Raw genomic sequence first — 12,961 nt, forward strand, 5'->3', positions numbered from 1 at the left:
CGGGATGAGCGGCATACCGGGGGACGGCGGCATCCGCTGGAACGACGAGACACAGCGCTGGGAGGCGGCGGGCGAGTCGGGGGCGGTGGTACTGCCGACGCCACCACCACCGCCGCTGCCGGCGTACGCCCCGCAGGGCCCGGTGGAACCGGCCGGACCGGGTGGACCAGGTGGACCAGGTGATGACACCACGTACATGGTGACACCGCCGCCCGCCCCGCTGTCGAGGTCACGCCGTACGACGGCCCTCGTCGCGGGCGTGACGGTCGCCGTGGTCGCGGGCGGCGTGGCTTTCGGGGTGGTGGCGCTGCGGGACGACGGCCCGGGCGACGGGACCGGGACCGGTGCGGCCTCCGTGATCAGCCCCTCACCGGCGACGACCTCCGACACCGCCCAGGGCGGCGGGCCCACCGACACCGCGGTACCCACGGACACGCCGTCACCGACCGAGGTGCCATCGGGATACGCGCTCCAGCAGGACACGGCGGGCTTCACGGTCGCCGTACCGGAGGGCTGGGAGCGGCAGGAGGAGTCCAACAGCGTCTTCTACAACTCCCCCGACGGCCGGAGTCTGGTGCAGATCTACACCGCCGGGGCAGACAGCCCGCCCCCGTACGAGTCACTGCGCCAGACGTCACGGACACTGCGCGCGAACAAGAACTACCGCGAGCTCAGCCTCCAGAACGTCCCGGACGGCCCAGGCGAGCAGGCGGCCGAGCTGGTCTACGCGTACGACCGCACGGACGGTACGCGTCGCAAGGTCGTCGACCGCGCCTTTGTCGCCGAGAACGGCACGCAGTACGCGGTGCTGGTGGCGGGACCGGAGGGGAGCTGGCCACAGCAGAAGGAGATCCTCCAGGTGGCACTGGCCTACTTCGCGCCGTGACCCCGCCCGGAAAAGTCATCGGTCATGTCATCGGTCATGTCCGTCCGCGCCTGCTCAGCAGGGCCAGGGCCACCAGCAGAACGCACGCCGCGCCTTCGACGGCGAGCGTCGGCTTGACCAGCTTTGCGTCGAGGGCCTCCTGGAACCCGAAGAGACCGGAGGTGAGGCTCACGATCAGGGCCGCCAGTGTGCCGGCCGTGAAGAGCGTCCCCAGCGTCGCGAGGACGGGCAGGAGGCGGGTGGGTGTGATCAGCAGCGACAGCGCGAGCAGCCCGGCCCCGATCGCGTTGAGCAGGAACAGCGGGCCGATCGTGTCCAGATGCCGGTAGCCGTCGTACCAGAGGTGGAGGTGGATCGCGCCCATGGCTGCGGCCGTCCCCGCCGAGGCCAGCCGCAGCGCGATGAGCGCGACGGTGCGCTCAGTAGCCATTGCCGTCGGTCGTGTCGGTGCCGCCGTCCTGTGAGCCGCTGCCACCGACGGTGAGCTCGGTCTTCATGCCCAGGTCCTTGTGTCCGTCGACCGGACAGTAGACCTCGTACGTGCCGTCCTTCAGCGTGATGGTGAGTTTCGCCGACTCTCCGGGTTCCAGCGTCCGCGTCTCCTCTTCCGTCCCGGAGCCCTCGATCTCCAGGGCGTGGTCGTGGTCTCCGTCGTTCGTGGCGACGAAGGTGTACTCACCCGCATTCAGCGTCGTCCGGGACAGCTCCATCTTGAAGTCGGTCATCTTGACGTCCACCTGGGTGGTTCCCGGCTCGCCGCTCTGTTCCGGGGTCGACGGTGTCGAGCCGCCACCGTTGTCGTCTCCGCCTCCGCACGCCACGAGGAGACCCGCCAGTGCTCCGGCGGCCAGCCCGGGCCCGACGCTCCTGCGCACGAACGTCATGAGCGTTGTCGCCATGTCTCGGCCCTCCGTGAGAAGTCGTTCCTGACCAGAGGTACGGACGGACCGCGTCAGGGGATTTCGGCGGGCCGGAGCAAGCGGGAGAATGGGACCGTGATCCCGCGTGGCACCGGGGGAATCCGTTCGGCGAGGTTCGCCGTATCCACTGGTATGCGGAGATTGGGCCTACCACTCGGGCGGCTCTCGGACGAGGCGTTGCTGGCGGGACTGGCGACCGGCGCCCCGGAGGTCGCCCTCGCGTTCGTCCGCCGGTTCCAGCGCATGGTCTTCGGTATCGCCGTCGCCGTGGTGGACGACCCTCAGCTCGCCGAGGACATCGCCCAGCAGACCTTCGAGAGGGCTTGGCGTCATGCGCAGGTCTACGACTCCCGGCGCGGTTCGGTGAAGACCTGGCTGGCGACCATCGCGCACAACCTGGCGATCGACGCCGTCCGCGCCCGCAACGCGACCCCGGTCTCCCCCGAGGACCTCGACGCCCTGCTCGGCGTGGTGACCCGGACGCCCGAACAGTGGGCATTGGCCGACGACGCGGCGTCCCGGATACGGGCCGCGGTGGCCGGCCTGCCGCCCCAGCAGGCGCGTGCCGTGGTCATGGCCGGGATCTACGGGATGACGGCACGGCAGATCTCCGAGTTCGAAGGGATCCCCCTGGGCACGGCGAAGACACGGATCAGGACGGCGATGGGGAAACTACGGACGGTTCTGGGACCCGAGCGAGCCGATCATGACTGACAGGGACTGCGAGCGGCTGAGGGCGGTCGCCGACGAGCTGGCGCTGGGCATCCTCCCCGGTCAGGAGCGCGCCGAGGCCATCGCCCATCTGGACCGCTGCCCCGCCTGCCGAGAGCACGTCGAGCAGCTGACACTCGTCGCGGACGGACTGCTCTCCCTCCTGCCGGACAGCGAGCCGCCCGCCGGCTTCGAGACCCGGGTGACGGACGGACTGCGCCTGAACCGGCCGGCGCGACGGCGGCGCCCCCGGGCCGGCGTGGCGGTCGCGGCCGCCACCGCGATCGCCCTCGGCTTCGGCTTCGGCGGCTGGGCCGTGGGTACGGCCATCGAGGGGACGTCGGCCCCCTCCTCACCCCGCTCGGAGCCCTCCGGCTCGGAGCACGAGCTGCTCGAGGCGTCCCTGCTGACCGTCGACCATCGCCCGGTAGGCCGGATCTTCGCCTACACCGGATCTCCGGGCTGGGTGTACATGTCGGTCGACCTCGGCCCCGGCTGGTCCGGCTCCGACTCCCGGCCCGCAGACGAGTCCGGGTCCGAGGACGAGACCGCGGGCTCGCGCGAGGCCTACCCGGAGGCCGGAGAGATCAGCTGCCGACTGGAACGTACGGACGGCACCTCGGTCCACATCGGGGAGTTCCCCCTCGACGACGCCGGCCGGGGCCACTGGGGCGCCCCCACACGGGTCGCCCCGGACACGGTGTCCGGCGCGAGGCTGCTGGCGGCGGACGGCTCCGTCCTGGCCACGGCCCACTTCGCCGCGCAGCAGAACCGGTGACCGCGGTTCACCTGTCATGCCCGCTCCGATGCGGCCAGGAGCGACAACCACCCCGGCAGATCGACCTCGACCCGGACGGTCTTCCCGGGCGCCGGCTCGCGCTCCACGACCTCCCACCGGTCGGACAGTGCCTCGACGAGGACGAGTCCGCGGCCGTGTTCGTCGAGGGGGCGTGGGGGCCGTAAGTCGCCGGGTTTCGGGGGGCGGGGTCCTTCGGAACGGGTGTCGCTGACCTCGACGCGGATGCTGCCGGTGGGGAGCGACAGGCGCAGTTCGAAGTCCCGGCCGGGGACACGGCCGTGGGTGACGGCGTTGGCGGCCAGTTCGGCGACGATCACCGCGACGGCATCGGAGACGTCACTGCCGTGCGGGATGCCCCAAGTGTGGAGCTGCGACAGGGCCAGGTGCCGGGCCAGTCGGGCGCCCCGGGTTGTCGCGCTGAGACGTTGGGTGAGCGTACGTACGGTGAGCGGGGATTGGGGGGTGAGGGGTGCGGGCATGGGCCCAATCTGGCCGCTGCGGTGGGTGGTTCACCAGGTGGTGGGCGCGTACGGTGCGGGAGCGTACGCGGTTACGGGCTGGACAGTACTCGTGACTGGCCGTGACCATAGCCGCGGGAGGTGACCAACGGTGGTCGATGGTGCGGTGGGTACGGGTGGGGAGCCTGAGGCGTCGGACAGCCTGCGGACGTTCGGGGCGGTCGTGCAGGCGTTGCGGGAGCATGCGGGGCTGAGCCGGGAGGAGTTCGGGGACCGGGTTGGGCTGTCCAAACACACCGTGGCCTCGGTGGAGTTGGGGCGGCGGATGCCGGATCCGACGTTCGCGGAGCGGTCGGAGGAAGTGCTGGGGAATACGGGGGCCGTGCGGAACGCAGCCAAGCATTTGGCTCGGCAGCCGGGGTTGGCGGCTTGGTTTCGGCAGTGGGCGCGGCTGGAGACGACCGCAATCACGCTGTGCACGTACGAATCTCGGATGGTTCCCGGTCTGCTCCAGACGAAGGACTACGTGCAGGCATTGGCCGCCGACCAGTTGCCGCCGCTGGACGACTCGCAGATCGAGGAACGGTGGGCCGCACGGGCGGAGCGACAGCAACTGCTGCGGGAACGGCCGAACACGGCGTTCAGCTTCATCCTCGAAGAGCACCTGTTCCTACGACGCACAGGCGGGGTGGACGTGACGCGCGAGCTCATCGATCACGTGCTGGAGATCGCCAAGCTACGGAACGTCGAGATCCAGATCATGCCCCTCGTGCAGGAGTCACACGCCGGACTTCAGGGCCCTATGCGGCTTCTGGAAACCCCGGACAACAAGTGGTTCGCCTACTGCGAGGGGCAGGAGAGCGGGCAGTTGGTCTCCGACCGGAAACTGGTCAGCGTGCTCCAAAGCCGGTATGCCAGGATGCGTTCACAGGCTCTCACCATGAAGGACTCCATGAGCCTGTTGCAGCGGATGCGAGGAGACCTATGAACACCCCCGAACTGACGTGGTTCAAGAGCAGCTACAGCAGCGCATCCGGCGATGACTGTGTCGAGGTCGCCCTCACCCCCACCGCCATCCACGTCCGCGACTCCAAGGCGCCGAAGGAGTGTCAGCTGGAGCTTTCGCCCGAGAACTGGCGGACGTTCCTCTCATTCATGTCCACCACCCACAGCTGATTCGTCTTGCGGGCGCCGAACGCTTCGGCACTCAGGGCCGCGAGGTCGGACGGTGCCACTGCGTCTCCCGCGAGCACCAGCGTCAGTTCGTCCAGGTTCGGGAACACGCGGCGCACCTGCGTCATGTGAGCCCAGTCCCGCACCCCGCGGAACTGCAGTCGCCGTACAGCGGGCAGCGGCGCAAAGGTGGTCAGCAGGTCGAGCGATCCCATCGGCAGCTCGAGGTCCAGTGCACGCAACTGCTTCCGGGTCCGCAGGAAGTCAAGGTGGGTGATCTTCCGGTTGTTCCACAAGTTGATCACTTCGACGTTCCGCGTCGGCAGATGAGCGTCGAGCTCTTCCGCGGTGTACGACCCGGTCACGCTGATCTCGGGGATCGAGTCCAGGTACGGCAGCTGGGCCAACTGCGAACTGTTCTGAACGAACAGGTTTTGGATGCGGGCGCCGGCCAATACCTCGCGGGCGTATTCCTCCGCAGGTTGGTGGAGCCAACCGGAGACGATCAAGGGCTCGACCCGAATCCCGCATCGCAACGCGAACTGCTTCAGCCTCTGCCGTGCGTCCGCCGTGCGGATCCTCGTGAGGGCCTCGATGGCGAACTTGTCGGCGTCGCCTCCCCCCTCCGGCCCGGGCAACAGATCCACGGCCCACGCACCCAGGCTCGCGATGTCATCCGCCTCCGAAGGACTCCGCAGCGGCATCAGGGTCCGTACACGCCCCCTGACGATCTCCATCAGCGCGGCGTCCAGTGACAGCAGGCTGGTGGCACATTGGGCGGCCAGCACGTGGAGATACCACTTCTCGTCACGCCCCTCCACGACATCTCCGAACTGGACCAGCCTCTCGATGAGCAGCTGCGCATCCGTCCGCGTCGCGTGGCCGACGGCCAGCACGATCACGTCCCGCCAGGTTTCGTCGCCCGCGTGATTCAGGAGTTCTAGGACATACCCGCTCTCGTGGAACTCCTTCGCCGCGAGGAAGTCCTGGAAGGTCCGGTGGATGAACTGGATCGCGTCGTCCGTCCGCTCCTGGAGCAGACCGCTGCGTTCGAGGAGGAAGCGCAACACCTGGAGGGGCGACGCCTGGGCGCGGATCTGCGGCATGTCCCGCATCGCGAGTTCGAGTTGGTGCGTCGCCAACTTGGATGTCATCTGCTGCTGCTCGGTGCGTACGAGCCAGATGGCGAGCCGTTGGAGAAGAGCGTGCTGTTCGTCCGAGCCAAGGCTGATGTCGTCGGGACGGGTGACGCCGCGCCCGGCGTCACGGCCGCCGAGGAGCATGGCGAGGGCCGCTCGGTACAGGGACCAGCGCGTCGTGGGGAGGAGTCCGCGGCGACGACGGTGCAGAGCGCAGATCACGGCGCACAGGAGCGGGGTGCGGGCGAGGTCGCGGAGCGCCGGGTTCTGCCCCAACTGGTAGGCGAGATCCTGCTCCAGGGAGGTGAGGAGTTCGTGTTGGTCGCCGTACCGCCCCGCGTCGTAGACGTGCTCCGACTCCAGGCGTGCGGCGTTGTGCCAGGCGGTGACGAAGGCCTGGATGTCCTCGTCGCTCATGGGCAGGAGTGTCAGCTCGCTGAAGCCCTCCGTCTGAAGCAAGTCCTTTTCGACGGCGTCAGGGCGGACGGTGGCCAGGCATCGGGTTTCCGGATACCGCGTGAGGAAGGTGGAGAGCCACCGCCGGGCCTTCTCCCTTTCCTGCGGCGGGACTTCGTCCAAGCCGTCCACCAGGAGCAGCCCGCGACCGGCCTCCAGGACTCGACCGGCCCAGCCGTCCGGCGCGTCGTCCGAGATGACCCTGCCGGCCGCGAGCAGTTCCGACACCGCCGGAAACCGTCCGCCTCGCGCATACACCTCGCGCATGGGGACGACGAAGGGTACGAGGCCGTTCAGCTCGGTGAGGTTCTTGTTGAGGGTGCCGTTCGCAGCATGGGCCGCGAGCCACCAGACGAGGGTGGTCTTGCCGGCACCCGCCTGGCCCCGCAGCAGCGTACGGAAATGCCCGTTCAGCAGAGTGTCGATGCGCTGCGCGGAGGATCTGACCTCCTTGCGATCGCCCGAAGCGGACTCGGCTTCCAGGCTCAGGTACGCCGTATCGAGGTCCCAGCGGGACTCCGTGCGACCGAGATCCTCGATACCGAAGATCTCGGTCTTGCGGTACTGCGCGGCCAGGTCCTTCGCGTACCGAGTCTCGAACAGCTCGTCCCTGGGGTGGACGTCGGTGATCTGCTCGACATCGCCGACCCAACGGATCCGGCTCGGCGACGCTGCCATCTTGGTCATCACGGCTTCGCAGGAGGCGGCTTCGATCCTGCTGTGGGAGCGACCGCGGGGCACCTCAGTGACGACCCCGAGGAGCACCGCCCCCGCAAAGACCGGAGCTCCCGACAGCCCTGCCAACGGTGACCTTCCATCGCCTGACTCGTCCGCGGCAGGCACGCCGAGTTCGCAGACGAGGACGTCCCTCATACGTCCGGCCATGGGCAACACGGTCGCGCGGTACTGGTCGTACTCCAAGTCCTCGCCCAGGTCCCCATAACGCTGGATTCGAGGGAATCCCACGATCTGGCAGTGGGAGAGCGGAGAGCCGGTGGCGACGCTGCCCACTCGGAGCTCCCCCAAAGGAGCGGCACGTTCAGCGCTGATCACCATCGACTTGGCACGCAGCAGCGCGGCGTCAAGCGCCTCGTCGGTCCATGCGACTTCACACTCCACCAGCCTGCTGCCCGACGGGTGAATCACCTCGACGACATCGCTGCCGCCCACCAGATGCTGTGCTGTGAGCACCGTCCGGGTCCCGAACAGCACACCACTGCCCTGGCCCTCCCCAAAAACCGCGACAACCCGGTCCGCGACCCTTCCCGCGATCACTGGTCGTCGCCACCCCCACCGAACCGAGCCACACTCCCCCGACTCTCGTTCCGCACCTTCCACGGCTGCCCGGTCCGGGAGTCGACCGCCCTCAGCGTGACCGCCACCCGATGACTCCGGGTCGTACCCCCACCCCCGTCAACCCCGGCCTCCGCCACCCACGCCTTCACCTTGACGCCACCCTTGGCCTCCCTCCACAGCTCAACACTGAACTCCAGCTGGATGTCGCCCACTTCGAAGACCACGTCCTGCCCGGACGAGCGGCCCGCCGCAGTGATCAGTTCATCCCGTACCGCCTGCACGGCGTCGGCCAGTTCGATCCGGTTTTCGGTCATGTGCCCAACGCTAGAGAGGCGTTGGCGCTCGCCGCCATCGGTTCACACCAAACGCCGTGACCCCGGGGTCGAGCCACTTGACCGGTACTTGACCGGTAGGGAACTTGACGAGCCGTCACTTTACTTAACTGACAGCCCATCAACAGCATCCCTCCCTACGGTGCCGTGTCCATGACAGACGCTTCGAAGGCAACCCCTACCCCCATCGGACGCCGCACCGTACTGATCGCCACCGGAGCCACGGCCGCCACCCTCGCCGTCGCCGCCGCCGCGCCCGAAGCCCCCACAGCCGAGGCGGCCGACACGGCCCCCGTCGCCGCCGCGGCCGTCTGCACGCTCACCAAGGAGATGACCGAAGGCCCCTACTACCTCGACGGACAGTACGTCCGCTCCGACATCACCGAGGGCAAGACCGGCTTCCCGCTCAAGCTGGCCCTCACCGTCGTCGACGACGACACCTGCGCGGTGATCCCCAACGCCCTCGTGGAGATCTGGCACGCGGACGTCCTCGGCGAGTACTCCGGCTTCGTCGGCAACAACGGCCACAACGAACCCGACAGCGGCACCTTCCTGCGCGGCGGCGTCCTCACCAACTCCAGCGGCGTCGCCAACATCACCACGGTCTACCCCGGTTGGTACCGCGGCCGCTGTGTGCACATCCACGTCAAGGTGCACACGAACGTCACCCTGACCTCCGACGGCTCCTTCACCGGCGGCCAGGAACTCCACACCGGCCAGCTGTTCTTCAACGAGACGATCACCGCACGAGTCGGCGCGCTGTCGCCGTACTCCGCCAACACCGTCACCCGCACCACCCTCGCCCAGGACTCCATCTACGACGACGGAGGCGCCGCATCGGGCCTGCTGACCCTCACGGCGCTCGGCAGTTCGCCGTCGGCCGGGTACGCGGGGACGCTGACCCTGGGGGTCGAGAACTGACCTGGCCCCACGAGCGACAGGCCGCGCCCGGCATGCACGAGCGGGCGCGGCCTGACGTACGGGCTACTTGCCAGGGCACTCCTTCCACGCCAGGTGGTACACCGTGCTGATGTCCCCGTCCGTCGAGTCCATCGTCATGAAGCTGACCTTGTCCGGCGAGGACGTGCCGGCGTTGACCCTCAGCTCGGTGTTGATGTTGAAGTTGCGCTGAACTCCACAGGGCGCCCAGACCAGTTGGGCCCAGTCGGTGCTGTCGGTGGCCTGCCAGTTGTCGCCCAGCGGGCCGCTGAAGGAGTGGTTGCGGAACTGCGTGTTCGGTGAGCCCTGGAAGTAGTACGAGGCTCTCTGGATGGCGCTCGCGCCGGACTGGAGGGAGGCGAAGCCGCGGTAGTCGGCGCTGGCGACGGCGTACGTGAAGCCCTGCGGGACGTGCACGACCAGGTTCAGCTGGCAGTTCTTGCGGAAGTCCGTAGGGTCGGAGTTGCCGCCGACCTTGGCGAGGTAGTCGCTGTAGGTGACGGTGAAGGCGGTGTTGTCCTCGGAGACCGCCACGGCCGTGGTGCCCTGGGGGCAGCCGGAGCCGTTCACCGTGGCGACCTTGATGACGATCTTGTCCGGCGGCGGGTCTTCGAACGCGGGGGTCGCCTGCGCGGGCAACGCCATGGTGAGCAGGGCGGCCAGCGCGCCTCCGCTCAGCAGGTATCGCAGGAGTCCACGTGCCATGGAGCTCTCCTTGGGGTTGGGGGGTGGCTGCGCCCCGGCCCGTTCCATCTTCTTCGCTCAATCTCCCTCGTTGAGCCTTTGAAGATTGAGTGAGGTTTCTGTGAAGGCCGGAGGCGTTGGAATCGTAGGGAGCCCCTTGTGAACCAGCCAGGTCGAACTCCGGCCATTTACAAGCGAGTTGAGCGATGTATCCCCAGGTCATTCACAGCCGCACATGAAGCCGTGATCGCCCGTGGCGGCGTCGCCGCGGTTGGTGGAAGGCGCCCCTGTGCGGGTGCACACGGGCGTGACGCTCACCGACGACTCGTACACAGGCGGCGAGGCCATTCACACCGGGCAGCTCTTCTTCGACCCGGACATCGACACGGCGATCCAGGCGACCTCGCCGTATTCGGAAAACACCACGCGCGAGTCCTGCGGTCCGCTGACCCTGACCGCGCTCGGCGAGAGCGTGCCGGACGGCTACAAGGCGACCTTGACAGTCGGCGTCAGCACTGCCTGACACCCGTTGGTCGGATTCGGTCAGACGCCGACGGGCTGCCGCTCCTCGGCGGACTCGGCCCCGACCGCCTCCCTCTCCTTCAAGTGGGCGCGGATCGAGTACGCCAGGGCAGCGGCCCACAGCCCGTACAGGGCGACGTACACCGCCACGGCCGTCGCACCGGACACCGCGAGCCAGTCGCTGTTCAGCAGCGTGCGGACGTTGGTGACGAGGATGACGCCGCCCACCGCCGAGCCCAGCACCCGCGGCGGCAGGATGCGCACCAGCCAGGCGGCGATCGGCGCGGCGACCAGGCCGCCGAGGAGGAAGGCGGCGACCCACACGAAGTCGATGCCCTGCGAGCTCAGCGAGAGCAGGAAGCCGAGGCTCGCGGCGACCGCGACCAGGAACTCGCTGGTGTCGATCGAGCCGATGACCTTGCGCGGTTCCATGCGGCCGGAGGCGAGGAGGGCGGGCGTCCCGACCGGGCCCCAGCCTCCGCCACCCGTCGCGTCCAGGAACCCGGCGACCAGACCGAGAGGGGTGAGGAAGCGGCGGCGCAGGGGCAGGCCGACCCGGTCCTTGGGCAGGCCGCGGAAGGTGAAGCGGGACATGACGTACACGCCGAGGCCCAGCAGGATCAGGGACATCAGCGGTGCGGCGACCTCGGTCGACAGCTTCGACAGGACCGTCGCGCCGAGGAACGAACCGACCGCGCCCGGCACGCCGATCTTCCCCACGACCTTCCAGTCGACGTTCCCGAAGCGCCAGTGCGAGGCGCCGGACATCAACGTCGTACCGATCTCGGCGAGGTGGACCGTGGCCGAGGCGGCGGCCGGGTTGGTGCCCATGGCCAGCAGCAAGGTGGTCGACGTCACGCCGTAGGCCATGCCGAGGCTGCCGTCCACGAGCTGGGCTCCGAGGCCCGCGAGGGCGAGCAGTATCAGCGTGCGCATGCGGCCGGTCCCGTCTTCCGAGTTTCCCGAGGTTTCCTACCGGGTTGATAGGGATGGACGGGACCAGACCATAGGGCATCAAACTGAGGGCGAGCTGAGAGCGTCCAAAATATGGACGAGTGTCCGAGGCGTGGACATCAGCTCCGCCGGGTCACGTCAACCGGCTCACGCCAGCCGGCTCACGCCAGCCGGATCACGTTCCAGGACAGCGGCTCCAGTACGGCGGTGAGGCGGCCGTCCTTCAGCGCCGTGCCCTCGACCGGGTGCGGGGTGACCCGCTCGGGGTCGTCCTGGGTGTTGCGGGCGTCCGGGTCGGCGTCCGCGAGGGCGCTGTGCTCGACGACCTGGGTCAGGTCGAGGCCGTTCAGGGCGACTTCGAGCGGGAGGGCGTCGGTGCGGCTGCGGTTGACCGCGAAGACGGTGACCGTGCCGTCCTCGGCGCGCACGGCGGTGGCGTGCAGCAGGTCGGCCTCGCCGTACTTCTTCGTCTCGTACGTCGGTGAGTCCACGCGGACGTCCAGGACCTGGCCGCGGCCGTACCGGGAGGCCTGCGCGAACGGGAAGAACGTCGTCTGCCGCCAGGCCGGGCCGCCGGGTTCGGTCATGATCGGGGCGATGACGTTGACCAGCTGGGCGAGGCAGGCGACGGTGACGCGGTCGGCGTGCCGCAGCAGCGCGATGAGCAGCGAGCCGAAGACGACGGCGTCGGTGACGCTGTAGTTGTCCTCCAGGAGGCGGGGGGCCTCGGGCCAGTCGTCCTGCTCGAACTCCTTCGCGCGCGCCTCCCACTCGGGCAGGTACCAGACGTTCCACTCGTCGAAGGAGAGGTTGATCCGCTTCTTCGACTTGAGCCGCGCGCCCACGTGGTCGGCGGTCGCGACGACGTTGTCGATGAAGGACTCCATGTCGACGGCGGAGGCGAGGAAGGAGTCGAGGTCGCCGTTCTCGGGCCAGTAGTAGGCGTGCAGCGAGATGTAGTCGACGAGGTCGTACGTCTCCTTCAGGACCGTCGCCTCCCACTCGGCGAAGGTCGGCATGGACTGGCTGGAGGAACCGCAGGCGACGAGTTCGACGTGGGGGTCCATCTGGCGCATGGCCCGGGCCGTCTCCGCCGCGACGCGGCCGTACTCCTCCGCGGTCTTGTGGCCGGTCTGCCAGGGGCCGTCCATCTCGTTGCCGAGGCACCACAGCTTGATGCCGAACGGGTCCTTGTCGCCGTGGGAGGCGCGCAGCTCGGACAGGGCGGTGCCCTCGGCGTGGTTGGCGTACTCCTGGAGCTCCAGGGCTTCGGCGACGCCTCGGGTGCCGAGGTTGACGGCCATCATCGGCTCGGCCTGGGGGCCGACCTTGCGGAGGAAGTCGATGTACTCGGAGAGGCCGAAGCGGTTGGTCTCGGTGGAGTGCCAGGCCAGGTCGAGGCGGCGGGGGCGGTCCTCGGCGGGACCGACCGAGTCCTCCCACTTGTAGCCGGAGACGAAGTTGCCGCCGGGGTAGCGGATGGCGGTGACGCCGAGTTCGCGGACCAGGTCCAGGACGTCCTGGCGCAGGCCCTTGTCGTCGGCGGTCGGGTGGTCCGGTTCGAAGATGCCGGTGTAGACGCAGCGGCCGAGGTGTTCGACGAAGGATCCGAAGAGACGGGGGTTGACCTCGCCGACGGTGAAGGCGGGGTCGAGGGTGAAACGGGCGGTGGTCTTGCTCATGGGAGCCTTT

Annotated in this window: 15 protein-coding genes; 7 read left to right on the plus strand and 8 right to left on the minus strand. The window is 68.7% G+C overall.

Annotation, left to right across the window (positions count from 1 at the left end):
* Positions 1 to 4 precede the first annotated feature (4 nt).
* Positions 5 to 886 (plus strand): serine/arginine repetitive matrix protein 2, encoded by an 882-nt coding sequence (locus EHO50_RS02950; RefSeq protein WP_128428204.1) that lies wholly within the window; start codon positions 5 to 7, stop codon positions 884 to 886.
* Positions 887 to 920: 34 nt separating this feature from the next.
* Here EHO50_RS02950 and EHO50_RS02955 read toward each other — a convergent pair whose 3' ends face one another.
* Together EHO50_RS02955 and EHO50_RS02960 are read right to left on the minus strand one after the other, a co-directional pair.
* On the minus strand, positions 921 to 1,316 hold the full coding sequence (locus EHO50_RS02955) for a hypothetical protein (RefSeq protein WP_128428205.1): 396 nt from the start codon (positions 1,314 to 1,316) through the stop codon (positions 921 to 923).
* Entirely contained in the window at positions 1,306 to 1,785 is a 480-nt protein-coding gene (locus tag EHO50_RS02960) for a cupredoxin domain-containing protein (protein ID WP_128428206.1), read from the minus strand. The genes EHO50_RS02955 and EHO50_RS02960 overlap by 11 nt, the downstream gene beginning before the upstream one ends.
* 153 nt (positions 1,786 to 1,938) lie before the next feature.
* Here EHO50_RS02960 and EHO50_RS02965 point away from each other — a divergent pair, with 153 nt between their 5' ends.
* Both EHO50_RS02965 and EHO50_RS02970 read left to right on the plus strand, forming a co-directional pair.
* Entirely contained in the window at positions 1,939 to 2,520 is a 582-nt protein-coding gene (locus EHO50_RS02965) for an RNA polymerase sigma factor (protein ID WP_128428207.1), read from the plus strand.
* The gene (locus EHO50_RS02970) at positions 2,513 to 3,295 is read left to right on the plus strand and encodes a hypothetical protein (RefSeq protein ID WP_181449541.1); all 783 of its coding nucleotides are present in this window, start codon (positions 2,513 to 2,515) and stop codon (positions 3,293 to 3,295) included. Before EHO50_RS02965 ends, EHO50_RS02970 begins: the two co-directional genes overlap by 8 nt.
* Positions 3,296 to 3,309: 14 nt before the next feature.
* Here EHO50_RS02970 and EHO50_RS02975 read toward each other — a convergent pair whose 3' ends face one another.
* Complete coding sequence (locus EHO50_RS02975; RefSeq protein ID WP_128428209.1) at positions 3,310 to 3,795, minus strand: ATP-binding protein; 486 nt, start codon at positions 3,793 to 3,795, stop codon at positions 3,310 to 3,312.
* Positions 3,796 to 3,925: 130 nt separating this feature from the next.
* Here EHO50_RS02975 and EHO50_RS02980 point away from each other — a divergent pair, with 130 nt between their 5' ends.
* Together EHO50_RS02980 and EHO50_RS02985 are read left to right on the plus strand one after the other, a co-directional pair.
* Positions 3,926 to 4,762, plus strand: coding sequence for a helix-turn-helix domain-containing protein (locus EHO50_RS02980; protein ID WP_128428210.1), 837 nt, complete (start codon positions 3,926 to 3,928; stop codon positions 4,760 to 4,762).
* Complete coding sequence (locus tag EHO50_RS02985) at positions 4,759 to 4,950, plus strand: DUF397 domain-containing protein (protein WP_128428211.1); 192 nt, start codon at positions 4,759 to 4,761, stop codon at positions 4,948 to 4,950. The genes EHO50_RS02980 and EHO50_RS02985 overlap by 4 nt, the downstream gene beginning before the upstream one ends.
* Here the strand turns inward: EHO50_RS02985 and EHO50_RS02990 are convergent.
* Complete coding sequence (locus tag EHO50_RS02990; protein WP_128428212.1) at positions 4,884 to 7,880, minus strand: NACHT domain-containing protein; 2,997 nt, start codon at positions 7,878 to 7,880, stop codon at positions 4,884 to 4,886. The two genes, EHO50_RS02985 and EHO50_RS02990, sit on opposite strands and share 67 nt — an antisense overlap.
* Positions 7,814 to 8,152, minus strand: a complete 339-nt coding sequence (locus tag EHO50_RS02995) for a trypco2 family protein (protein ID WP_128428213.1) — start codon at positions 8,150 to 8,152, stop codon at positions 7,814 to 7,816. Before EHO50_RS02995 ends, EHO50_RS02990 begins: the two co-directional genes overlap by 67 nt.
* A gap of 171 nt (positions 8,153 to 8,323) precedes the next feature.
* Between EHO50_RS02995 and EHO50_RS03000 the strand changes: the two genes are divergently transcribed.
* On the plus strand, positions 8,324 to 9,091 hold the full coding sequence (locus EHO50_RS03000) for an intradiol ring-cleavage dioxygenase (protein ID WP_128428214.1): 768 nt from the start codon (positions 8,324 to 8,326) through the stop codon (positions 9,089 to 9,091).
* Positions 9,092 to 9,154: 63 nt separating this feature from the next.
* On the opposite strand, the gene EHO50_RS03005 is transcribed toward EHO50_RS03000, so the two are convergent.
* Positions 9,155 to 9,814, minus strand: coding sequence for a DUF4360 domain-containing protein (locus EHO50_RS03005; RefSeq protein ID WP_128428215.1), 660 nt, complete (start codon positions 9,812 to 9,814; stop codon positions 9,155 to 9,157).
* A gap of 286 nt (positions 9,815 to 10,100) precedes the next feature.
* Here EHO50_RS03005 and EHO50_RS03010 point away from each other — a divergent pair, with 286 nt between their 5' ends.
* Positions 10,101 to 10,316, plus strand: a complete 216-nt coding sequence (locus EHO50_RS03010; RefSeq protein ID WP_425472118.1) for a peptidase associated/transthyretin-like domain-containing protein — start codon at positions 10,101 to 10,103, stop codon at positions 10,314 to 10,316.
* Positions 10,317 to 10,336: 20 nt separating this feature from the next.
* On the opposite strand, the gene EHO50_RS03015 is transcribed toward EHO50_RS03010, so the two are convergent.
* Positions 10,337 to 11,251: a sulfite exporter TauE/SafE family protein gene (locus EHO50_RS03015; protein WP_128428216.1), complete on the minus strand. Its 915-nt coding sequence runs from the start codon at positions 11,249 to 11,251 to the stop codon at positions 10,337 to 10,339.
* A 179-nt stretch (positions 11,252 to 11,430) separates the two neighbouring features.
* On the minus strand, positions 11,431 to 12,951 hold the full coding sequence (gene arfA / locus EHO50_RS03020; protein WP_128428217.1) for an arabinosylfuranosidase ArfA: 1,521 nt from the start codon (positions 12,949 to 12,951) through the stop codon (positions 11,431 to 11,433).
* Positions 12,952 to 12,961 lie beyond the last annotated feature (10 nt).

The sequence above is a fragment of the Streptomyces cyaneus genome (assembly GCF_004028635.1).
In the GTDB taxonomy this organism is placed as follows: Bacteria; Actinomycetota; Actinomycetes; order Streptomycetales; family Streptomycetaceae; genus Streptomyces; species Streptomyces cyaneus.